The sequence below is a fragment of the Nocardia sp. KT25-26 genome (assembly GCF_056627695.1).
The window spans coordinates 928392-949014 of sequence record NZ_CM152813.1 but is presented as its reverse complement, the minus strand read 5'-3'; the positions used below and the strand labels follow the sequence as shown (position 1 = coordinate 949014).

Annotated in this window: 20 protein-coding genes and 4 tRNA genes; 8 read left to right on the top strand and 16 right to left on the bottom strand. The window is 68.6% G+C overall.

Annotation, left to right across the window (positions count from 1 at the left end; all coding sequences use genetic code 11):
* Positions 1 to 66: 66 nt before the first annotated feature.
* The 10 genes from rplA to AC1HFH_RS04410 all read right to left on the bottom strand — a co-directional run bounded on the left by rplA (position 67) and on the right by AC1HFH_RS04410 (position 4917).
* The gene (gene rplA / locus AC1HFH_RS04455; protein ID WP_480246155.1) at positions 67 to 780 is read right to left on the bottom strand and encodes a 50S ribosomal protein L1; all 714 of its coding nucleotides are present in this window, start codon (positions 778 to 780) and stop codon (positions 67 to 69) included.
* Between the two features lie 72 nt (positions 781 to 852).
* Positions 853 to 1287, bottom strand: coding sequence for a 50S ribosomal protein L11 (rplK, locus tag AC1HFH_RS04450; RefSeq protein ID WP_480246154.1), 435 nt, complete (start codon positions 1285 to 1287; stop codon positions 853 to 855).
* 72 nt (positions 1288 to 1359) lie between these two features.
* A complete protein-coding gene (gene nusG / locus AC1HFH_RS04445) occupies positions 1360 to 2148 on the bottom strand; it encodes a transcription termination/antitermination protein NusG (RefSeq protein ID WP_480247706.1) in 789 nt (262 codons plus the stop codon).
* A gap of 112 nt (positions 2149 to 2260) precedes the next feature.
* The gene (gene secE, locus AC1HFH_RS04440; RefSeq protein WP_480246153.1) at positions 2261 to 2626 is read right to left on the bottom strand and encodes a preprotein translocase subunit SecE; all 366 of its coding nucleotides are present in this window, start codon (positions 2624 to 2626) and stop codon (positions 2261 to 2263) included.
* 34 nt (positions 2627 to 2660) lie between these two features.
* Positions 2661 to 2733 (bottom strand) — tRNA-Trp (locus AC1HFH_RS04435).
* Between the two features lie 226 nt (positions 2734 to 2959).
* Positions 2960 to 4033 carry a fused (3R)-hydroxyacyl-ACP dehydratase subunits HadA/HadB gene (locus tag AC1HFH_RS04430; RefSeq protein WP_480247705.1) on the bottom strand — a complete coding sequence of 358 codons (1074 nt, stop codon included), beginning with the start codon at positions 4031 to 4033 and terminating at the stop codon, positions 2960 to 2962.
* A 128-nt stretch (positions 4034 to 4161) separates the two neighbouring features.
* Complete coding sequence (rpmG, locus tag AC1HFH_RS04425; RefSeq protein WP_019049401.1) at positions 4162 to 4332, bottom strand: 50S ribosomal protein L33; 171 nt, start codon at positions 4330 to 4332, stop codon at positions 4162 to 4164.
* A 36-nt stretch (positions 4333 to 4368) separates the two neighbouring features.
* Positions 4369 to 4444, bottom strand: a tRNA-Met gene (locus tag AC1HFH_RS04420).
* A gap of 83 nt (positions 4445 to 4527) precedes the next feature.
* Positions 4528 to 4600, bottom strand: a tRNA-Thr gene (locus tag AC1HFH_RS04415).
* 234 nt (positions 4601 to 4834) lie between these two features.
* Positions 4835 to 4917, bottom strand: a tRNA-Tyr gene (locus AC1HFH_RS04410).
* A gap of 294 nt (positions 4918 to 5211) precedes the next feature.
* On the opposite strand from AC1HFH_RS04410, the gene AC1HFH_RS04405 reads away from it, so the two are divergent.
* On the top strand, positions 5212 to 5703 hold the full coding sequence (locus AC1HFH_RS04405; RefSeq protein ID WP_480246152.1) for a YajQ family cyclic di-GMP-binding protein: 492 nt from the start codon (positions 5212 to 5214) through the stop codon (positions 5701 to 5703).
* Here AC1HFH_RS04405 and htpX read toward each other — a convergent pair.
* Positions 5694 to 6518, bottom strand: coding sequence for a zinc metalloprotease HtpX (htpX, locus tag AC1HFH_RS04400; protein WP_480247704.1), 825 nt, complete (start codon positions 6516 to 6518; stop codon positions 5694 to 5696). The two genes, AC1HFH_RS04405 and htpX, sit on opposite strands and share 10 nt — an antisense overlap.
* Before the next feature lie 311 nt (positions 6519 to 6829).
* On the bottom strand, positions 6830 to 7852 hold the full coding sequence (locus AC1HFH_RS04395; RefSeq protein WP_480246151.1) for a polyprenyl synthetase family protein: 1023 nt from the start codon (positions 7850 to 7852) through the stop codon (positions 6830 to 6832).
* A 188-nt stretch (positions 7853 to 8040) separates the two neighbouring features.
* Here AC1HFH_RS04395 and AC1HFH_RS04390 point away from each other — a divergent pair, with 188 nt between their 5' ends.
* Positions 8041 to 9306 carry a geranylgeranyl reductase family protein gene (locus AC1HFH_RS04390; RefSeq protein ID WP_480246150.1) on the top strand — a complete coding sequence of 422 codons (1266 nt, stop codon included), beginning with the start codon at positions 8041 to 8043 and terminating at the stop codon, positions 9304 to 9306.
* A gap of 98 nt (positions 9307 to 9404) precedes the next feature.
* Here AC1HFH_RS04390 and AC1HFH_RS04385 read toward each other — a convergent pair whose 3' ends face one another.
* Positions 9405 to 9908, bottom strand: a complete 504-nt coding sequence (locus AC1HFH_RS04385) for a DUF2505 domain-containing protein (protein WP_480246149.1) — start codon at positions 9906 to 9908, stop codon at positions 9405 to 9407.
* Between the two features lie 73 nt (positions 9909 to 9981).
* Here AC1HFH_RS04385 and AC1HFH_RS04380 point away from each other — a divergent pair, with 73 nt between their 5' ends.
* The 4 genes from AC1HFH_RS04380 to AC1HFH_RS04365 all read left to right on the top strand — a co-directional run bounded on the left by AC1HFH_RS04380 (position 9982) and on the right by AC1HFH_RS04365 (position 16721).
* The gene (locus AC1HFH_RS04380; protein ID WP_480247703.1) at positions 9982 to 10392 is read left to right on the top strand and encodes a DUF3592 domain-containing protein; all 411 of its coding nucleotides are present in this window, start codon (positions 9982 to 9984) and stop codon (positions 10390 to 10392) included.
* Between the two features lie 74 nt (positions 10393 to 10466).
* Positions 10467 to 11606 carry a glycosyltransferase family 4 protein gene (locus tag AC1HFH_RS04375; protein WP_480246148.1) on the top strand — a complete coding sequence of 380 codons (1140 nt, stop codon included), beginning with the start codon at positions 10467 to 10469 and terminating at the stop codon, positions 11604 to 11606.
* A gap of 93 nt (positions 11607 to 11699) precedes the next feature.
* Positions 11700 to 12344, top strand: a complete 645-nt coding sequence (locus AC1HFH_RS04370) for a demethylmenaquinone methyltransferase (protein ID WP_480247702.1) — start codon at positions 11700 to 11702, stop codon at positions 12342 to 12344.
* 156 nt (positions 12345 to 12500) lie between these two features.
* Positions 12501 to 16721 carry a bifunctional nitrate reductase/sulfite reductase flavoprotein subunit alpha gene (locus AC1HFH_RS04365; protein ID WP_480246147.1) on the top strand — a complete coding sequence of 1407 codons (4221 nt, stop codon included), beginning with the start codon at positions 12501 to 12503 and terminating at the stop codon, positions 16719 to 16721.
* A gap of 3 nt (positions 16722 to 16724) precedes the next feature.
* Here AC1HFH_RS04365 and AC1HFH_RS04360 read toward each other — a convergent pair whose 3' ends face one another.
* On the bottom strand, positions 16725 to 17402 hold the full coding sequence (locus AC1HFH_RS04360) for a GAP family protein (protein WP_480246146.1): 678 nt from the start codon (positions 17400 to 17402) through the stop codon (positions 16725 to 16727).
* Positions 17403 to 17456: 54 nt separating this feature from the next.
* The gene (locus tag AC1HFH_RS04355) at positions 17457 to 18497 is read right to left on the bottom strand and encodes an aldo/keto reductase (RefSeq protein ID WP_480246145.1); all 1041 of its coding nucleotides are present in this window, start codon (positions 18495 to 18497) and stop codon (positions 17457 to 17459) included.
* 82 nt (positions 18498 to 18579) lie between these two features.
* On the opposite strand from AC1HFH_RS04355, the gene AC1HFH_RS04350 reads away from it, so the two are divergent.
* The gene (locus AC1HFH_RS04350) at positions 18580 to 19200 is read left to right on the top strand and encodes a TetR/AcrR family transcriptional regulator (protein ID WP_480246144.1); all 621 of its coding nucleotides are present in this window, start codon (positions 18580 to 18582) and stop codon (positions 19198 to 19200) included.
* A 94-nt stretch (positions 19201 to 19294) separates the two neighbouring features.
* On the opposite strand, the gene AC1HFH_RS04345 is transcribed toward AC1HFH_RS04350, so the two are convergent.
* Positions 19295 to 19879 (bottom strand): TIGR03086 family metal-binding protein, encoded by a 585-nt coding sequence (locus tag AC1HFH_RS04345; RefSeq protein ID WP_480246143.1) that lies wholly within the window; start codon positions 19877 to 19879, stop codon positions 19295 to 19297.
* 216 nt (positions 19880 to 20095) lie between these two features.
* Here AC1HFH_RS04345 and AC1HFH_RS04340 point away from each other — a divergent pair, with 216 nt between their 5' ends.
* On the top strand, positions 20096 to 20575 hold the full coding sequence (locus tag AC1HFH_RS04340; protein ID WP_480246142.1) for a nuclear transport factor 2 family protein: 480 nt from the start codon (positions 20096 to 20098) through the stop codon (positions 20573 to 20575).
* The last annotated feature ends 48 nt before the right edge of the window (positions 20576 to 20623 follow it).

Here is a 20623-nt window from a genome sequence, read left to right as displayed (position 1 = left end):
GCCGTGAGGGCGGGAACGCTGTTGCGTTCCCGCCCTCACGGTTGTTCAGGTGCTACCTGTCGAAGATCATGCGTCCTCTTCGGTGAGGTTGCGGGTGCGGTTCGGGTCCACCGGGATGCCCGGTCCGGTGTTGGTCGAAACCGTGACCTTCTTGACGTAGCGGCCCTTGGCGGTCGACGGCTTGAGCCGCAGGACTTCCTCCAGGGCGGCGCCGTAGTTCTCCACCAGCGCGTTGTCGGCGAAGGATGCCTTGCCGATGACGAAGTGCAGGTTGGCCTGCTTGTCGACGCGGAAGTTGATCTTGCCGCCCTTGATCTCGTTCACGGCCTTGGTCACGTCGTTGGTGACAGTGCCGGTCTTCGGGTTCGGCATCAGACCACGCGGGCCCAGGACGCGCGCGATCCGGCCGACCTTGGCCATCTGATCCGGGGTGGCGATCGCGGCGTCGAAATCGAGCCAGCCGCCCTGGATCCGCTCGATCAGATCCTCGGCGCCCACGGCGTCGGCGCCGGCGGCCTCGGCCTCGGCGGCCTTCTCACCGGCGGCGAACACGATCACACGGGCGGTCTTACCGGTGCCGTGCGGCAGGTTCACGGTGCCACGGACCATCTGGTCGGCCTTGCGGGGATCCACGCCGAGCCGGACGGCGACCTCGACGGTCGCATCGGTCTTGGTGCTGGCGGTCTCCTTGGCCAGCCGCGCGGCGGCCAGCGGGGAGTAGAGCTTGTCGCGATCGACCTTCTCGGCCGCGGCGAGGTACGCCTTGCTTCGCTTTGCCATGTTTCGCTGTTCCTTATTCGTGGTTCAGATGTGGTTTCCGGGCCTGGCCGGCCCTCCCACCTGGAGTTCTGCTCAGCGCTCGACCGTGATACCCATCGACCGCGCAGTGCCGGCGATGATCTTCGCGGCCTGATCGAGGTCGTTGGCGTTCAGGTCGGCCTGCTTGGTCTTGGCGATCTCGCGGACCTGGTCCATGGAGACCTTGGCGACCTTGTTGCGGTGCGGCTCGGCCGAGCCCTTCTGCACACCGGCCGCCTTGAGCAGCAGCTTGGCCGCGGGCGGGGTCTTCAGCTTGAAGTCGAACGACCGATCCTCGTAGACCGAGATCTCGACCGGCACGACGTTGCCACGCTGCGACTCGGTCGCGGCGTTGTACGCCTTGCAGAACTCCATGATGTTGACGCCGTGCTGACCGAGCGCCGGGCCGACCGGCGGAGCCGGGTTCGCCTGGCCGGCCTGGATCTGCAGTTTGATGATCCCGGCGAGCTTCTTCTTCTTGGGGGGCATCTTTCTTCCTTGGGTTTTGTGTTCCTTACGGTTGCCGTAAGACTGTGCCGCCGAGCGGGCCGCCGCGGAGCGCTAGATCTTGGAGACCTGGGTGAAGTTCAGTTCGACCGGCGTCTCGCGACCGAAGATCGACACCAGGACCTTGAGCTTCTGCTGCTCGGCGTTGACCTCGCTGATGCTGGCGGGCAGCGTGGCGAACGGGCCGTCCATGACGGTGACCGATTCGCCGACCTCGAAGTCGACCTCGATGACCGGCTTCGGCGCGGCGCCGGCCGGGGCCTCCGGAGTGGCTGCGGCGGCAGCACCGGATGCGGCGGCCGGCTTCTTCTGCTGCTCGGCGGCCGGCAGCAGGAATTTCACCACTTCACCGATGGTGAGCGGGGTGGGCTTGGCGCTCATGCTGCCACCGGTCATTCCGACGAAACCGGTGACACCGGGGGTGTTGCGCACCGCGCCCCAGGACTCGTTGTTCAGATCCATCCGGACCAGGATGTAGCCGGGCAGCACCTTGCGGTTGACGTTCTTACGCTGGCCGTTCTTGATCTCGGTGACCTCTTCGGTCGGCACCTCGACCTGGAAGATGTAGTCCTCCAGGCCCAGGTTCTGCACGCGGGTCTCGAGGTTGGTCTTCACCTTGTTCTCGTAGCCGGCGTAGGAATGCACGACGTACCAGTCACCGGGGGCGCGGCGGAGGGCGGCCTTCATCGCGGCGACGGGGTCGACCTCTTCCGGCTCCTCGACGGGCTCGGCGTCCTGCGCTGCAGCTGCCGCGGTGTCCTCGACCTCGTCGACAGCGGTCTCCGCCGCCACGGCGTCGTCGACCGGGAACTCGTTGTCTGTGTCGTTCTCCGGGGTGCTCACTGCGGCACTCGCTTCCTGTGTCGTCACGTACATCCTCTGGTGCCCGGCCGGGGGTGACGGATCACCCGTCATCGGCGCCCGGGATCGGTAACCGGCGTCAGTGGCGTCGGACTCAGCCGAACAACCAGTCGACACCCTTGATGAACGCCATATCCAACCCGGCGATGAACGCGACCATGAAGATCACGAACACCAGAACAACAGTTGTATAGGTGACCATCTGCTTCTTGTTCGGCCAGATCACCTTTTTCAGTTCCGCGATGACCTCTCGCAGGAACTTGATCAGCCGCTTGAACGGGTTACCCGTCCCGGCCGGCCCGGTCTTGTCCGCCTTACGCGCCGAGGAACGGTCGATCGTGGCGACCGACCCGGTATCGGCCGGCGTGGAGCTCGACGCGGTACGCGCCCGGCGGGTGGACCGCTTGCCACTCGGCCGGGCGGCGTCGTCACCGTTGCGAGTGTCCCGCTCGTCACTCACGCCGTCTCCTCGCTCTCATCGCTGGCATTCAGGGCAGGGGCGACAGGACTTGAACCTGCAACCTGCGGTTTTGGAGACCGCTGCTCTGCCAATTGAGCTACGCCCCTTCGGTCGGACCGCGAAACCGGTTCGCGCGAACCGGAAGTCCGACCACAGTCGGTATTCAGTTGTATCCAGCTACCCAGCTACCCGGGCCCTGGGCATCACACAACATGCGCGCCGCGTCCTCTCCGACAGCGCAGAAGAGAAGCAGCGCGCAGCAGCTGGTGACCCCAGAGAACCCGAGTGTACGTTACCGACCGCGGATTGTGCCAATCGGCCCGATCCGCACGGTCAGGACAGCTGAACGGTCGCGGTGGCGCGGCCGAAGATCCGCTTACCGCCCGCCTTCGCCACGATGGCGACGACGGCCGTCCGCGTCTCCGGATCCACCGACTTCACCTTACCGCTGTACTCGACCTCGGCCGGCGCGTCGTAGCCGACGAAGACCGGGCTGGTGAACCGCACGTTGTATTCCTTGACCGCGCCCGGATCGCCCAGCCACGAGGTCACGAAGCCACCGCCGAGGCCCATCGTGAGCATGCCGTGCGCGACCACATCGTCCAGACCCACCAGCTTCGCCACCTCGGCGCTCCAGTGGATCGGGTTGGCATCGCCGGAGACGCCCGCATAGTTGACCAGATCACCACGGGTGAGCCGGACCACCCGGGTGGGCAGCTCGTCGCCGGCGGTCACACTGTCGAATGCCAGGGCGCGGCCGCTGTGCTGCGGCTCCGGCTGGGTGACCTCGGGGACGGGCGGCGGCCCGGCCGGCACCTCGGCCGGTGCGCGGTGCTTGGGCTCCTCGTCGCCCAGGCCGTGCATCAGCACCTGCCGCACCGCAGCCGACATGTTCGGATCGATATCACCACCGCTGCGCCCGACCAGCGACGTGTAGGTGGTGAGCACCAGCTCGTTGTTCTGGTCGGTGACGATGTTCTTGGTCACCATCATGTCGCCGCCGAAAGCGCGCCGGAAGGAATGCAGATACACATCGCAGGTGAGCTGGTCACCGGCCACGATCGGCCGGGCGAATTCCAGCACCTGGTCGGTCTGCATGATCTGGCTCAGGTCGTAGCCGGTGACGACCTCTTCGAACAGCTTGCGCTGGGCCAGGATGCCGACCAGGGAGATGAACGTCAGCGGGGCCACCAGGCCGCGGTAGCCGTACTCCCGGGCGATTTCTTCCTCCCAGTGCACCGGGTGGTAGTCCTGCACCGCGCGGGCGTACTCCCGCACCTTCTCCCGCCCGACTTCGTAGTAGTCGTCGACGCGATAGTGGTGGCCCACCATGGCGGCCGCATGCTCGGCGGGATCGAAGGGCTCGGTGTCGCCGGCGGCAACCGCTTCGTCAGTTCCGGTGTTGATCGTCACAGGGGCGACTGTACCGACCCCGACGATGACCGGGGCGAACTCCCCTCGCTCGAACCGTCTGTCCCGGAACGACGAAACCGGGGCCGGACCGATGTCCGACCCCGGTTTCGGGAAAGCCTGTCTCAGCGCGACTCGCGGTGCGCCCGGTGCGTTCCGCAGTTCGGGCAGAACTTCTTCAGCTCCAGACGGTCCGGGTCGTTACGCCGGTTCTTCTTGGTGATGTAGTTGCGGTGCTTGCACTCTTCGCAGGCCAAGGTGATCTTTGGCCGGACATCGGTGGACTTCGCGGCCACGATATGCCTTCTTTCCGGTCTGGGCTTAATCGGTTTTGGTAGCGATGGCCGGACTTGAACCGGCGACACAACGATTATGAGTCGTTTGCTCTACCGACTGAGCTACACCGCCACGCGGACAAACGCGGTGGAAACCGCGCCCAGCTCCGCGCTGACGGGAGCGATGCCGAGTCGGTCACCACCGGCAATCCGGCGAGCCCCCTAACGGAATCGAACCGTTGACCTTTTCCTTACCATGGAAACGCTCTGCCGACTGAGCTAAGGGGGCATGACTGGGAGGCACAGTGCCCGGATCGGTGCCCCGATCACTGGCGACTCCGTGCTCCGGCGTCCTGAACGAGATTACACACAGCAACCTACAACAGCCAAATCGGCAGGTAGACGGCCCTTTTTTTCGGCTCGGACCACACCGGAACGACGCGCGGACCGCGGAGTCGGCGACCGTCGCGTGGCCGACACAAAAAAATGACCCCCGCGGATCTGATCCGCGGGGGTCTCGGTGTGGCAGGTGTAGGATTCGAACCTACGTAGGCTTTCACCGACAGATTTACAGTCTGCTTCCTTTGGCCGCTCGGACAACCTGCCGTTGCACCGTCTCCGACGCGATGAAGAGAATACAACGAACCCGCCCCTCGGATGCAAACCGGCTGGTGAGAGCCCTGCGCCGCGATCTTCGAGCGCCGGGTGCCGCGATCTCGCCGCGCGCACCGACCGGCCCGGCACCGCTCCCGCCACCCGGGTTGCCGAAGCCTGCCCCGACCCGGCAGTGTTGAATACGACACGCAATATCCGCGCCGCAGCGCCCCGCCCGGAGTGAGTCTCACGAGCGACGTTCCACCGAGCGGAGCTCGGCAATCCAACACAGACCTAGGAGCCAGGGTGGCAGATTCGTCGTTCGACGTGGTGAGCAAAGTCGACCGCCAGGAGGTGGACAACGCGCTGCACCAGGCGGAGAAGGAGCTGAACTCCCGGTACGACTTCAAGGGCACCGGCGCGGGCATCGAATGGTCCGGCGAAGAGCGGATCGTGCTGACGGCGGAGTCGGAGGAGCGGGTGAAGGCCGCCCTGGAGGTCTTCAAGGAGAAGCTCATCCGCCGCGATATCTCGTTGAAGGCGTTCGACGCCGGTGAACCGCAGGCTTCCGGGAAGGTGCACAAGATCACCGGAACCCTGGTGCAGGGCATCGACGCCGAGAAGGCGAAGAAGATCTCCAAGACGATCCGGGACGAGGGCCCCAAGGGCGTCAAGGCGCAGATCCAGGGCGACGAACTGCGGGTGACCAGCAAGAAGCGCGACGACCTGCAGACCGTCATCGCACTGCTCAAAGGCGAGGACTTCGGTATCGCCCTGCAGTTCGTGAACTATCGCTGACCGGCCATCTCCTCGAGGCGCCGGATCCGGTCGGCCATCGGCGGGTGGGTGGCGAACCAGCGCGCCATCCGCTCGCCCGGCCGGAACGGGTTGGCGATCATCAGATGCGATTCGCTGGCGATCTGCGGTTCCGGTGCCAACGGTGCCGCCTGCACCCCGCGCTCGATCTTGCGGAGTGCGGAGGCCAGCGCCAGTGGGTCGCCGGTGAGCTCGGCGCCGGACTGGTCGGCCTGATACTCCCGGGACCGGGAGACGGCCAGCTTGATCAGCGTGGCGGCGATCGGCCCGAGCAGCGAGACCAGCAGCACACCGAAGATGTTCGGCCCGTTCTCGCCCCGGCCGCCGAATGCGGTGGCGAAGAAGGCCAGATTGGCCAGACCGGAAATCACCGAGGCGAGCGCGCCGGCCACCGAGGAGATCAGGATGTCGCGGTTGTAGACGTGCGACAACTCGTGCCCCAGCACCGCACGTAACTCCCGCTCGTTCAGCAGCTGCAGGATTCCGCTGGTGCAGCAGACCGCCGCATGCCGCGGATTGCGGCCGGTGGCGAAGGCGTTCGGCGAGGCGGTGGGGCTGATGTAGAGCCGCGGCATCGGCTGCCGGGCGGTAGTGGCCAGTTCCCGGACGATCCGGTACATGGCCGGCGCTTCCAGTTCGCTGACCGGCTGCGCGTGCATCGCCCGCAATGCGAGCTTGTCGCTGTTGAAGTAGGCGTAGGCATTCATGCCTACGGCCAGCAGGATGGCGATGACCAGAATCGTGGGGCTGCGGAACATCGCGCCCGCGAACACGATGAGGGCCGACAGCCCCACCATCAGCCCGAAGGTCTTGACCCCATTCACGCCTTCCCGCCTCTCCGCGTATTCAGGCCATACGAGTCGGTCCCGTGATCGGTTGGTCACAGGTCCTACCCAAGTGGCGACGAACGTTTTGGGCGTACCCGGTGAGTTACCCATGTTCTTACGAGATCAGTTGTCGCCTCGGCATGCCTTTTCGGTGACTGCTGGTGTCGCCACCTCAGGTGTCGGTGTCATCCGTTCCAGTGAGGTACGCACCTACAACGTCCGGTGCCGCGAATGGGTTCCTGGGGCCGGGGCGTGGGTCCGGGGCGGAGGTGTGTTTGTCGTTACCCGACGCGTTCGATGGTGTAGCGGACCAGGCGGGTGAGGGCGTCGTTGGCGGGGCCCGGGGGGAGGGCGGCGAGTTCGGTGTCGGCGAGGTCGGCGTATTCCTGGAGTTTCTCCTTGGCCTGGACCATGCCGCGGGAGCGGCCGAGCAGGTCGAGGGCCTCGGTGACCTCGGCGTCGGTCTCCAGGGGGCGGGCCAGCAGGGTGCGCAGGCGGTCGCCGACCGCGCCCTCCTCGCGCAGCGCGTACAGGACCGGCAGGGTGTGGACGCCTTCGCGCAGGTCGGTGCCGGGGGTCTTACCGGACTGTTCGGCCGCCGAGGAGATGTCGATGATGTCGTCGGAGATCTGGAAGGCGGTGCCGACCGCGTCGCCGAGGCGGGCCAGCCGTTCGATGTGGTCGGTATCGGCGCCGGAGAAGGTGCCGCCGAACCGGCCCGAGGCGGCGATCAGCGAACCGGTCTTCTCCCAGACCACCCGCAGGTAGTGCTGCACCGGGTCCTGGGACTGCTGGGCGCCCATCGTCTCGCGCATCTGCCCGGTGACCAGTTCGGCGAAGGTCTCGGCGATGATGCGGACCGCATCCGGGCCGAGCGTGGAGGTCAGCCGGGAGGCGTGGGCGAACAGGTAGTCGCCCGCGAGGATCGCGATGTTGTTGCCCCAGCGCGCGTTCACGCTGGTCGCACCGCGCCGCATCTGTGCCTCGTCCATGACGTCGTCGTGGTACAGGGTGGCCAGATGCACCAGCTCCACCACGGTGCCGGCGGTGATCAGCGCCGGGTCCCCCGGGTTGGGGCCGAGCTGGCCGGTGAGGATCGTGAACAGCGGTCGGAACCGCTTGCCGCCCGCCCTGGCCAGATGCAGCGCGGCTTCCTGCAGGAAGGTCTCGCCGTCGGACAGTTCATCGACGAGCAGCTGTTCCACCGCGGCCAGACCGTCCCGCACCGTCGCGGCGAGCTCGGGGTCACCGAGATCGACTCCGGCCACCACCGTGCTCTCATCGCTCACAGCAGATGTGCTCATCTTTCTTCTCCCACCGTTTCTTCGGGCACCGTCGCACGGGCCCGGAGCCCGTCCACCGCAACCGGCCCCCGGTTCCGGGCCCGGCAACGTGCGTCGCGATGGGTAGAACCTATCGTGTCGACGCCGAGCTGCCGATGAACACCGTCACTGTTGCACCGGCCGGATGGCGGCAATGCCAGTATTGAGGCATGGGTTCACCGGATGCCACCGCAGTCGATCGGGGCGTGCTCCCCACCGGAACCGAAGTGCTGGTCGTCGGCGCCGGCCCGGCCGGTTCGGCGGCGGCGACGTGGGCGGCGCGCGCCGGGCACGAGGTGCTGCTGCTCGATTCCGCCGTGTTCCCGCGGGACAAGACCTGTGGCGACGGTCTCACCCCCCGGGCGACGGCCGAACTGGAACAGCTGGGGCTCGGCGGCTGGCTGCGGGCGCACACCGTGAACCACGGGCTGCGGATGGCCGGCTTCGGGCGGGAGGCGCTGCTGCCCTGGCCGGGCGGGTCGTTCCCCACCTACGGCAGCGCGGTGGCGCGCACCGAACTGGACGACAAGCTGCGGGAGACGGCCGTGAAGGCGGGTGCGGCCGCGGTCGACGGCGCCAAGGTCGTCGAGGTGCTGCGCGACGGCGAACGGGTCTCCGCGGTCCGGGTGCGTACCGGCGATACGACGCGGGAGGTGCGCTGCCGGACCCTGGTGGTGGCCGACGGTGTCCGTTCGCCGATCGGCAAGCTGCTCGGCCGGCAGTGGCACCGGCAGTTCGCCTACGGCACCGCCGCCCGGGCCTACATCCGGTCCGGCCGCAGCGACGATCAGTGGATCAGCTCGCATTTGGAGCTGCGCAATGCCGACGGCGAGCTGGTGCCCGGGTACGGCTGGATCTTTCCGCTGGGCAACGGCGAGGTCAATATCGGCGTGGGCTCGCTGGCGACCGCACAACGACCGGCGCATATCGCTCTGAAGCCGCTGCTGGAGCACTACACGCGGCTGCGCCGGGCGGAATGGGAGTTCACCGGCGAACTGCGGGCGGTGGCGTCGGCCCTGCTGCCGATGGGCGGCGCCGTGTCGAATGTGGCCGGACCGAACTGGGTCCTGATCGGCGATGCGGCCGGGTGCGTGAACCCGTTGAACGGCGAAGGCATCGACTACGGCCTGGAGTCCGGCCATGCGCTGGCCGAACTGCTGGCCGAACCGGATCTCTCCGAGGTGTGGCCGCAGCTGCTGCGGAACCGCTACGGCCGCACCTTCTCGGTGGCGCGCCGCCTGGCCGGCCTGGCCACCCGGCCCGGTGTGGTCCCGGCCGGCGGGCCGCCGGTGATGCGGTCGAAACTGCTGCAACGAACCGCGGTGCGGGTGATGGGCAATCTGGTCACCGACGCCGACAGCGACCTCACCGCCCGGCTGTGGCGGACGGCAGGCCGCGGCTCGCTGCGGCTCGACGATCGGCCGCCCTTCACATGACCGGCCCGGCCGCGCCGCCCGGCCGCCTTCGCCTGAGGACGCCGGCCGGTCCGGACCTTCGCCAACCGGACCGGCCCGCATCCGCCGCGCGGCAGGAGTCAGGAGGCCTGCGCCGCGAACCAGCCCTCGATGAACTTCCGTTCGCTGTTGAGCACCCGCTGGTGCAACTGTTCGGCCAGCGGCTCGATCGCACCGCCGACCAGCGGAACCTTCACCGAGACGGTGCCGACGACCTCGATCTCGCTGCCCTCGGCGGTCGAGCGCATTTCGTAGCTGCCCGACATGGCGGTGGTGATCCCGCCGGTGCGTCCCTCGAACGTGCCCTTGGCCACCTCACCGGCCAGCGGACCCCAATCGTCGGTGCGTTCCAGCACCAGATCGCTCTTGAGTACCTTGCGGACCAGCCCCGGGATCTTGTCGGGGCCGGGTTTCTCGGTCATCTGAATGCGGATCGAATCCGGGCCGGCCGGATGGGCGAGTTCCAGGGTGGCGGTGCTGGCGTCGGCGAATCGCGCCTGCCACACCGCATCGTCGACCAGTGCCCGGTGAAGCTCTTCGACCGGGACGGTATATGGCACGGTGAAGCTGAATTTACGGGACATGGCCGCCCAGGTTAGCGGAGCGGATGGGTAGCCTGTTGCCGTGTCGGAAACCAGTCAGTCGGATGGGCGGTCGATGCGCTTACGGCGGACCGGTATCGCGGTGCTGAGCGTCGCCACCGCGGTGAGCCTGCTGATGGGACTGCTGCTCGCGGCGGCCTGGCGCAACGATCGGCTGATCGAATCCGATATGGGCGTCACCTCGGGCGAGGTGCTCTCGGCCGGGCGGCTGCGCTCGGCGGTGATGTACGTGACGCCGGACGGTGTGCACAATCCGAAGGTCGGCATCCTCTACCCCACCGAACTGACCGCCGGTCAGCGGATCAATGTCGAATACAGCCGGTCCGAACCGGATCTGGTGCGGGTGGCCGGACGCGATGCCAGTGTGGCGATCGTCCCGGTGCTGTCGGTGATCGTGGCGGCCTGGCTGCTGGCCCTGCCGACGGTGTGGCTGCTGCGGCGGCGGGCGGCGCGGCCCGCCGGGTGACTCTTCGCCGGAACTTTGCCGCACCTTCATGTCGGTGTGATCCGGCGGTGGGACGCGGACCGCAGGCTGGGAGGGTGCGGGTAGCCATCGTTGCGGAGTCCTTCCTACCGAACATGAACGGTGTCGTTAATTCCGTGCTGCGGGTTCTCGACCATTTGGATCAGCACGGGCACGATGCCCTGATCGTCGCCCCGGATACGGTGGCCGGGCAGCCGCCCGCCCCCCGGGCGCACGGCCGGTTCCCGATCCACCGAGTGCCGGCGATGATGGTGCCGAAGGTCAGTTCGCTGCCGGTGGGCCTGCCGCAGCCCGGTATCACCGCGGCGATCGCGGGCTTCGATCCCGATGTGGTGCATCTGGCCTCCCCCTTCCTGCTCGGCGCCGGCGGGCTCGGCGCGGCGACCCGGCTGGATCTGCCGTCGGTGGCGGTCTACCAGACCGATGTGGCCGGGTTCGCCAAGAGTTACGGGCTGGGCCTGGCCACCCGGGCCGCCTGGGCCTGGACCCGCCGCATCCACGAGGGGGCGACCCGGACCCTGGCACCGTCCTCGGCGGCCGCCCAGGATCTGGCCGACCACGGCATCCCGCGGATCCATCGCTGGGGCCGGGGCGTGGACATCGCCCGGTTCACCCCGGCCGCCCGGGATCGCGCCCGGCATGCCGAGTGGGCGGGACCGGACCGGCTGGTCGTCGGCTTCGTCGGCCGGCTGGCCCCGGAGAAGCATGTGGAGCGGCTGGCCGCGCTGGCCGGCCGGCCCGATATCGCGCTGGTGATCGTCGGCGGCGGGCCGGAACGGGAGCGGCTGGCCCGGCTGCTGCCGGATGCGGTGTTCACCGGCGAACTGGGCGGGGCGGAACTGGCCCGCGCGTACGCGAGCCTGGATGTCATGGTGCATCCGGGCGAACACGAGACGTTCTGCCAGGGCATACAGGAGGCCCTGGCCTCCGGTGTCCCCGTGATCGGCCCCGACGCCGGTGGGCCGCGGGATCTGATCGCCCATTGCCGCAACGGCTATCTGCTGCCGGTGGAGCGATTCACCGAACTGCTGCCCAGCGCAGTGCAATCCCTGCGGGATCCGCAGGTCCGCGCTCGCTTCTGCGCCGCCGCCCGGAAATCGGTCCGGCATCGCACCTGGCCGGCGATCTGCGCCGAACTCATGGACCACTACGCCGCCGTCATCGGAGTTCCTGCGCACCTCGCCGACACCGCGTAGCCCGGCCTGCGCCGTAAACTACCTTCCGTGACGATTGAGCAGCGGGAACCGGGCCGGGCCACTCTGGAGAAGGAACCGGCCGAGGTCGCGTCGATGTTCGACGGCGTGGCGAAGCGGTACGACCTGACCAACACGGTGATCTCGGCGGGACAGGACCGCTATTGGCGGTGGGCGACCCGGCGGGCGCTGGATCTGCGGGTCGGGGAACGAGTGCTCGATCTGGCCGCCGGTACCGGTGTGTCGACCACGGACCTCGCGAAGTCGGGTGCCTGGTGTGTGGCGACCGACTTCTCCCGGGGAATGCTGGCCGCCGGCCGGTTCCGGCAGGTACCGATGGTGGCGGGGGACGCGACGGCGCTGCCGTTCGCCGACGATTCGTTCGATGCGGTGACCATCGCCTACGGCCTGCGCAATGTGGTCGATATCGATGCCGCGTTGCGGGAGATGTACCGGGTGACGAAACCGGGCGGCCGGCTGGTGGTCGCCGAGTTCTCCACCCCGGTGTTCGGACCGCTGCGCACCTTGTACATGGAGTACCTGATGCGGGCGCTGCCCGCCGTGGCCCGCGCCGTCAGCAGCAATCCGGATGCATACGTGTATCTGGCCGAGTCGATCCGCGCCTGGCCGAACCAGCGCCGGCTGGCCCGCCGAATCGCGGCGAACGGGTGGTCGGCGGTGCGCTGGCGCAACCTCACCGGGGGCATCGTGGCGTTGCACCGGGCCTACAAACTGGACTGAACCGAGTCGCATCGATCACACCCGGCAGCGCCGGACATGTCGACTACCTGCGGATATCTCAGCTCACCGGGAAAATTTCCGCCGGTGAGGTGCTTTGTCATCTGACGATAACGCGGGGTAAACCCGGCGCAACGCCGACTGCGGATCATCGGTGACATGACCGCAGCAGAGGGAACACCAGGCGCGGGCACGGTGCGCACCCAGTGCTCGTACTGCGGCGTGGGCTGTGGGATCAGCGTTTCCACCCGCAGCGAGTCCGGCACACCGGTGATCGCGAAGGTCAGCGGCGACAAGCTGCACCCGGCGAATGCCGGCCGGCTGTGCACCAAGGGCGCCACCCATGCCGACCTGATGGCGGCGCCCGGCCGGATGGCGACCGCCTATCGGCGGCCGGAACGGGGCCAGGTGCCGGTGCCGTTGCCGGTCGACGAGGCGGTGCACGAGGCGGCCACCCGGTTGCGGGCGATCCTGGACGAGCACGGCCCGGATGCGATCGCCCTCTATGTCTCCGGTCAGATGTCGCTGGAGGCGCAGTACCTGGCGACGAAGCTGGCCAAGGGGTACCTGCGTACCGTGCACATCGAGGCCAATTCCCGGCTGTGCATGGCCAGCGCGGGCACCGGATACAAGCAGTCGCTGGGCGCCGACGGGCCACCGGGCTCCTACGACGACCTCGACCATGCCGATCTGTTCTTCGTCAGCGGCGCCAATATGGCGGACTGTCACCCGATCCTGTTCCTGCGGATGGCGGACCGGCTGAAGCAGGGTGCGAAACTGATCGTGGTGGATCCGCGCCGCACCGAAACGGCCGCGCGCGCCGATCTGTTCCTGCAGATCGCGCCCGGCACCGATGTGGCGCTGCTGAACGGCCTGCTGCATCTGCTGGTGGCGAACGGCGCCATCGATTCCGAGTTCATCGCCGAGCACACCGAGGGCTGGGACGGCATGCCCACCTTCCTGGCCGACTATCCACCGGACCGGGTCGCCGAGATCACCGGGCTGGCGGAGGCCGACATCCGGACGGCCGCGGAGATGATCGCGGCCGCCGGGAACTGGATGTCGTTGTGGACGATGGGCCTGAACCAGTCCACCCACGGCACCTGGAACACCAACGCCCTGATCAACCTGCACCTGGCCACCGGGGCGATCTGCCGCACCGGCAGCGGCCCGTTCTCGCTGACCGGGCAGCCCAATGCGATGGGCGGCCGGGAGATGGGATACATGGGCCCGGGCCTGCCGGGCCAGCGCAGCGTGCTCGATCCGGACGACCGGACGTTCGTGGAGACCGAATGGCAGCTCGCCCCGGGCACGCTGCGCGACGAGGCCGGACCGGGCACGATCGAGATGTTCCGCAGCCTGTCCGACGGCCGGATCAAGGCGGCCTGGATCATCTGCACCAACCCGGTGGCGAGCGTGGCCAATCGCCGCACGGTCATCGACGGGCTGGAGGCGGCGGAACTGGTCGTCACCCAGGACGCGTATACCGAGACCGCCACCAACACCTATGCCGACCTGCTGCTGCCGGCCACCTTGTGGTCCGAGGCGGACGGGGTGATGGTGAATTCGGAACGCAATGTGACGCTGCTGAACCGGTCGACGGAGCCGCACGGCGACGCCCGCCCGGATTGGCTGCTGATCGCGCAGGTGGCCCGCGCCATGGGGTTTCCCGGTTTCGAGTTCGAATCCAGTGCCGAGGTATTCGCCGAACTGCAGCGCTTCGCCAACCCGGCCACCGGCTACGACCTGCGCGGGATGAGCTACGACCAGCTGCGTGACGGGCCGATGCAGTGGCCGTGTGCCGAACCGGGGCAGCCGCGAAACCCGATCCGGTATCGCAACGACGGTGCGCACCGCCCGCAACGGGTCGAGGCCGACGGCCGGGTGCCGCGGCTGGCCTTTCCTACCCCGAGCGGCCGGGCCCGGTTCTTCGCGCGTCCGTTCCTACCGGCCGCCGAGCTGCCCGACGACGACTTCCCGTTCCTGTTGAACACCGGCCGGCTGCAGCACCAGTGGCACACGATGACCAAGACGGGCCGGGTGGCGAAGCTCACCAAACTGACCGGTGCCCCCTTCGTCGAGGTGCATCCCCGGGATGCGGAACGACTCGGTCTGCGGCCCCGGGACCAGCTGGAGGTCACCTCCCGACGGGGCCGGGCGGTGCTGCCGGTGCAGATCAGCGACCGGGTGCGGCCGGGCGACTGTTTCGCGCCGTTCCATTGGAACGACGAGCAGGGCGAATACCTGACCGTCAACGCGGTGACCAGCGATGCCGTCGACCCGGAATCGTTGCAGCCGGAGTTCAAGGCATGCGCGGTGGCGCTGCGCCGGGTGGCGGTGCCGAATCCCTCACCCCCGGCGGCGGTACCGGCGACCGCGGTCGACGCCCATCCGCTGGCCGCCGTGCTGGGCCTGGACGCGGGCACGGCACCGACGCTCAGCGAATCCGAGCGCATCTACCTCGGCGGCTACCTCGCCGCGCTGCAGGCCGTGCCGGTGACCGGCCGGCCGGTGCTGCCGGAAACCGCGCCGATGTCGTCGGCGACGCGGCTGTGGGTGGACGGGCTGCTGGCGGGCATGTACTCGCGTGCCGCTGCTGTCGAACCGGCCGCGACCGCCGCGGCCCCGCCGGTGACCGTGCTGTGGGCCTCGCAGACCGGTAATGCCGAGGAATTGGCCGCCGGTGCCGCTGCCCGCCTGTCCGACTCCGGATTCGCACCCACCGTGCTGGATATGGATTCCGCCGAGTTGACCGCGCTGCGCGGGGATGTCCTCGTGATCACCAGTACGTTCGGCGACGGCGGACCGCCGGACAACGGCGCGGATTTCTGGTCCCGGCTCACCGACAGCGCCGACCGTTTCGCCGGGGTCCGATATGCGGTGCTCGCCTTGGGCGACTCCGCCTATGACGATTTCTGCGGGCACGGCCGCCGCCTGGATCTCGCCCTGGCCGATCGCGGCGCCGAGCGGCTACTGCCCCGCATCGACTGTGAGCCGGATTATGCCGACGACGCCGAACGGTGGCTCGACGACGTGCTCGATGCGCTCGGCGGTTCCGGATCGGGTGCCGGAGCCGGTCCCGACGCACCGGATCTGTCCGGCCAGGCAGCTTCCGGACCGGATCCGGTCACCCGGCCCGCCGGCACCGAACCGGGTTCGGGCGCCGGGCCCGGCGCCCGAACCGGCGCGGGCGCCGGAACCGCGCTGCGGCCGCACTCGGCGACCGGCACCGTGGTGCTGGAACGCCCCCGGCCGGACTCGGCCGCGCCGGCCGAACGATTCACCCGGCGCGCTCCGCTGCCTACCACCCTGCACCGCAACGAGCTGCTGAGCACCGGCGGCGCCAAGGAAGTGCGCCGCCTCGGGTTCGACCTCACCGACCACGGGGTGCGCTACGAGGCGGGCGATTCGCTGGGGGTGTACCCGTGCAATGACCCGGCGGTGGTGGCCGAATGGCTGGCCGCAACCGGCCTGGACGGGCAGCGGCCGGTCGCGCTGAACGGTTGTGAGCTGCCGCTCGCGGAGGCACTGCGCACCCATTACGACATCACCAAGGTGAGCCAGAAGCTGCTCGGCTTCATCGCCGAGCGCAACCCGAACCCACAGCTGGCCAAACTGCTGCGGCGGGACAACCGCAACGAACTGGCCGGCTATCTCTGGGATCGGCAGGCCGCGGATGTGCTGCGCGACTTCCCGGCGCCCGCAGACCTGGTGGAATGGCTGGATGTGCTGCCGAAGCTGCAGCCCCGGCAGTACTCGATCTCGTCCAGCCCGCTGGTCGATCCGCACGAGATTCAGTTGACGGTCGGCGTGGTCCGCTACGGCTCGCCCCGGCGGGGCGGTGTGTGCTCGACGTTCCTGGCCGACCGGGCCGACGCATCGGTCCCGATCTTCCTGCAGCGGGCGCCACACTTCCGGCCGCCGCTGGACCCGACGGCGCCGATGATCATGGTCGGCCCCGGCACCGGGATCGCCCCGTTCCGCGGGTTCCTGCAGGAACGTCGCGCCCAGGGCGCGACCGGCCGCAACTGGCTGTTCTTCGGCGACCAGCATGCCGCACAGAACTTCTACTACCGCGCCGAACTCGAGGACATGTTCCGGTCCGGATTCCTGACTCGGCTGGATCTGGCTTTCTCCCGTGATCAGCGCGAACGAATCTATGTGCAGCACCGGATGGTGGAGCACGGCGCGGAACTGTGGACCTGGCTGCGCGACGGTGGGTACTTCTACGTCTGCGGTGATGCCGCCCGGATGGCTCGAGACGTCGACGAGGCGCTGCTCACCATTGCCCGGGTCCACGGGAATCTGGACGAGGACGGCGCGCTGGCGTTCAAGAAGCAGCTGATCGCCGAGAAGCGCTACGTTCGCGACGTGTACTGACTCTCACAACCGGCTGTGGTGTATCGCCGCATCGGCCAGCAGCGCGATGCCCAGTGCGAAGAAGATGATCCGCACCGACACCGGCCCGTATTTCGCCATCCCCCGCACCACCGCCCGATAAATCCGCCGGGCCCGGGCACCCGTCCGGGTTGCCACGGCCAGCACGAGCAGTGGCGGCAGCAGTGCGATGACGCAGTAGACCACGATGATCGCCGGCCACAGCGGCGGTAGCGGGTTCCGGGTCGCCAGCATCGCCAACCCAGCGAGGTAGGGCAGGGCGGTCGGCGCCTGAGCGAGCCCGATCGCCATCCCCAGCACCGCGAGCAGCCACGGCTGCCGACGTACCCGCACGGTCCAGGCCGGTGGTTCGGCCTTGATGCCGGCGGGGAGGCAGGCGACCGCGATCAGCACGGCACCGATGACGAGTTCACCCCAGGTGCGCAGTTTCGGCGTCAGCTCGAGATCGATGTAGTCGGTGATGAATCCGATGCCCAGCACGGTGCAGAGACCGAAGGTGGTGGTGATCAGGAACACGCCGCCGAGGAAGCTCAACCCGCCCGGAAGCGGCGACCGCCGGCCCAGCCTGCTGTCCACCACGATCGCCGTGGTGACACCCACCAGCAGCACGTCCAGGGAATCCAGGAACGCGAACCCGGCGAGGACGATCAGCAGACCAAGCATGATCAGCCCAGCCTAACCACCGGGTTCCGGCCGGCTCGCCATCCGCGCCGGGGCCTACCGGCTCACCAGCGGCGGATTCAACCGGGCGAAGTCGGGCAGCCGATGGTACGGGTAGTACGGGTACGGCGGTGTCCGGGAGCTGACCGCATCCAGCCGCGCCAGGTGTTCGGGATCGAGCTGCCAACCGACCGCGCCCAGGTTCTGGCGCAGCTGCTCCTCATTGCGAGCCCCGACCAGGACACTGGCGACCGTGGGCCGGGTCAGCAGCCAGTTCAGCGCAATCTGCGGGACGGCACGGCCGGTTTCGGCGGCGATCTCGTCGAGCACGTCCACGATGTCGTAGAGGTGCTCGTCGTCGACGGGCGGCCCGGCCTCAGCGGTGCGATGCAACCGGCTACCCGACGGAAGTGGTTGCCCGCGCCGGATCCGACCGGTCAGCCGGCCCCAGCCGAGCGGGCTCCACACCAGCGCCCCGACCCCCTGGTCCACGCCCAGCGGCATCAGTTCCCACTCGTAGTCCCGCCCGACCAGCGAGTAGTACACCTGGTGTGCCACGTACCGGGTGAGCCCGTGTCGGTCGGCGGCCGCGAGGGATTTCATGAGCTGCCAGCCGGCGAAGTTGGAGACACCGAGGTAGCGGATCTTGCCGGCGCGGACCAGGTCGTCCAGCGCCCGGAGCGTCTCGTCCACCGGCGTGGCGGCGTCGTAGGCATGCAGCTGGAACAGATCGAGGTAGTCGGTGCCCAGCCGACGTAGCGAATCCTCCACGGCGCGGATCAGCCGGGCCCGGCCGGAGCCTCCATCATTGGGCCCGGGACCGGTGGGCAGGCTCGATTTGGTCGACAGCAGCACCTGATCGCGGCGGCCACGAATCGCAGCGCCCAGGATCTCCTCGGAGGCACCGTCGGAATACACATCGGCTGTGTCGAACAGCGTGACACCCGCTTCGAGGCTGATGTCGACGAGCTTGCGAGCCTGCGCCACATCTGTATCCCCCCAAGCCGAGAACAGCTCACCACGGCCGCCGAAGGTGCCGGCCCCGAAGCTCAGTGCGGGCACGAGCAGCCCCGAATCACCCAGTCGCCGATACTCCATCACTACTCCTAATGGAACTGTAGTTTCATTACCTTCGCCGACGATACACTGATCGGCAAGTTAACGGAACTGGAGGACCGTTATGACTGGGAACACCCTCCCGGGTGCACAGCGCCCCGGCGGCCGCACCGCTCGAGTGCGGGCAGCGGTACTGCGGGCGGCCGGCGACCTGCTCGCCGAACGCGGGTTCGCCGGGCTCGACCTCGGCGAAGTCGCCGCTCGTGCCGAGGTCGGCAAGACCACCGTCTACCGACGCTGGCGCACCCCCGCCGGCCTGGTTGCCGACCTGCTCACCGAGATGGCCGAAACGTCCTTGCCGCGCACCGATACCGGTTCCCTCGACGCCGACCTGCGGGCCAATGCCCGGCTCGTGGCCCGCACCCTCGCCGACCCACGCCAGGGATCCCTTTTCCGCGCCCTCATTGCCGCTGCGACCTGTGACGACCGGGCCGCTGCCGCCTTACACCGGTTCTACGACACCCGCATCACCGAGTGGGCACCCTGCGTCGAGTCCGCCGTCACCCGGGGGGAACTCCCGGCAGCCACCGACCCGCGGGCCACCCTGTCCGCAGTATCGGCCCCGCTGTACTACCGCCTGCTCACCACCGCCGACACCATCGACGAACACGCCGCCGATACCGCCGCGGCCGCCGCAGCCACCGCCGCCCGGGCGGGGCACTTCGCCACGACCATGTCCGACTGACCCCACGAACGAGGCGCCACATCGGCCGCCGGCCGTTTCGGCAGCCGACGTATCGGGCGAAGGCACCGACCGGCGTCGATATCCGGCACCTCGGTCAGTTCGCGCCGGCCCAGTCCGGATCGCGGCCGGTCAGCGCGAGAACGCGGTGCAGGAGCGGGGCGTCGGCGGCGACCTCCAGGACCGGACCGAAGAGGCCGGGGGTGCCCTCCGGGTCGTTCTCGCGGAGGAATTCGTGCAGCACCTCGAGCACCTCCGGGGCGGGTTCGATCTTCCGGCCGGTGGCCACGGCCAGGTCCCATGCGTGGATGGTCACCTCGTCCAGGGCGACGACCGCCATCACCGCGGCGGGTGCGGTCACACCACCCGCCTCGGTGTCGCCGTCCCAGGCGGCCGGATCGGCCCAGGCCGTGGTCAGCGCTTCCAGCTGCGCCGGGATCCGGGTGCGCCAGTCCTCCGGGAGCGGGGTGTCGGGGCCGGTCTGCGGTGCGGCCGACACCCCGACCGACTCCTTGGTGGCCGACTGCCGGAACGCCTCGGTCAGACCGACCACATGTGCGAGTACATCGCGGACGGTCAGCCCGGCGCACGGGGTCGGATCGGTGAGTCGATCGGCGTCGATGCCCGCCACCACGTCGGCCATCACCTTCGCTGCGGATCCGAAGTCGAACTGGGGTTGCATGCCACTCTCCTCATTGGATTGCCGGGGCGCCGCAGGTTCCGGCGCCGCTGTGCCGCCGACGTCACCGGTTACGACGACGCGACCCGGCCGAACTCATCGGTCGTCCCGGTGTTCCACTGACCGGGACACCGGCGGCCGGCTCCGCGGCTTCGCGTTACCGTCGCCGGACGGCGGCCAGTGCACATCCGCCGCCGGCGACTGCATCGAGGAGGCAGGATGTCCCTGGTAGACGGCCCGGCGCGGCTGGTGGCACTGGAATCGATCCGGGCCCTGAAACATCGCTACTTCCGGGCCTGCGACGCCAAGGACCCCACCGGATTCCGGGCCTGTTTCGTCGCTTCGGGTTCGGTACTGGACTACGGCACGCTCGGCGTCTCCGACGCGGACGGCATGGCCGCAGTCTTCGAATCCATCGCGCTGCGGCGGGTCGACGGGAAACACGTGATCCTCGACATGCATCACGGCCTGCACCCGAACATCACCCTCGGCACCGACGCGACCACCGCCACCGGCCAATGGACGCTCGCCTTCCGCCAGGTGAACCTGATCGAGAACACCGAGACCGTCTCGACCGGCGAGTACGAGGACGAATACCGCATCGAGGACGGCGAATGGAAGATCGCCACCTGCCGGTTCCGCCCGCTCTGGTCGATCACCCGGCCGATCGACGACAGCTGCCGCATCGAACAGTTCTGATCCGGGCGGCGCTTGCCGATTACGCCGGGACGGCGCAAGCTCGATATA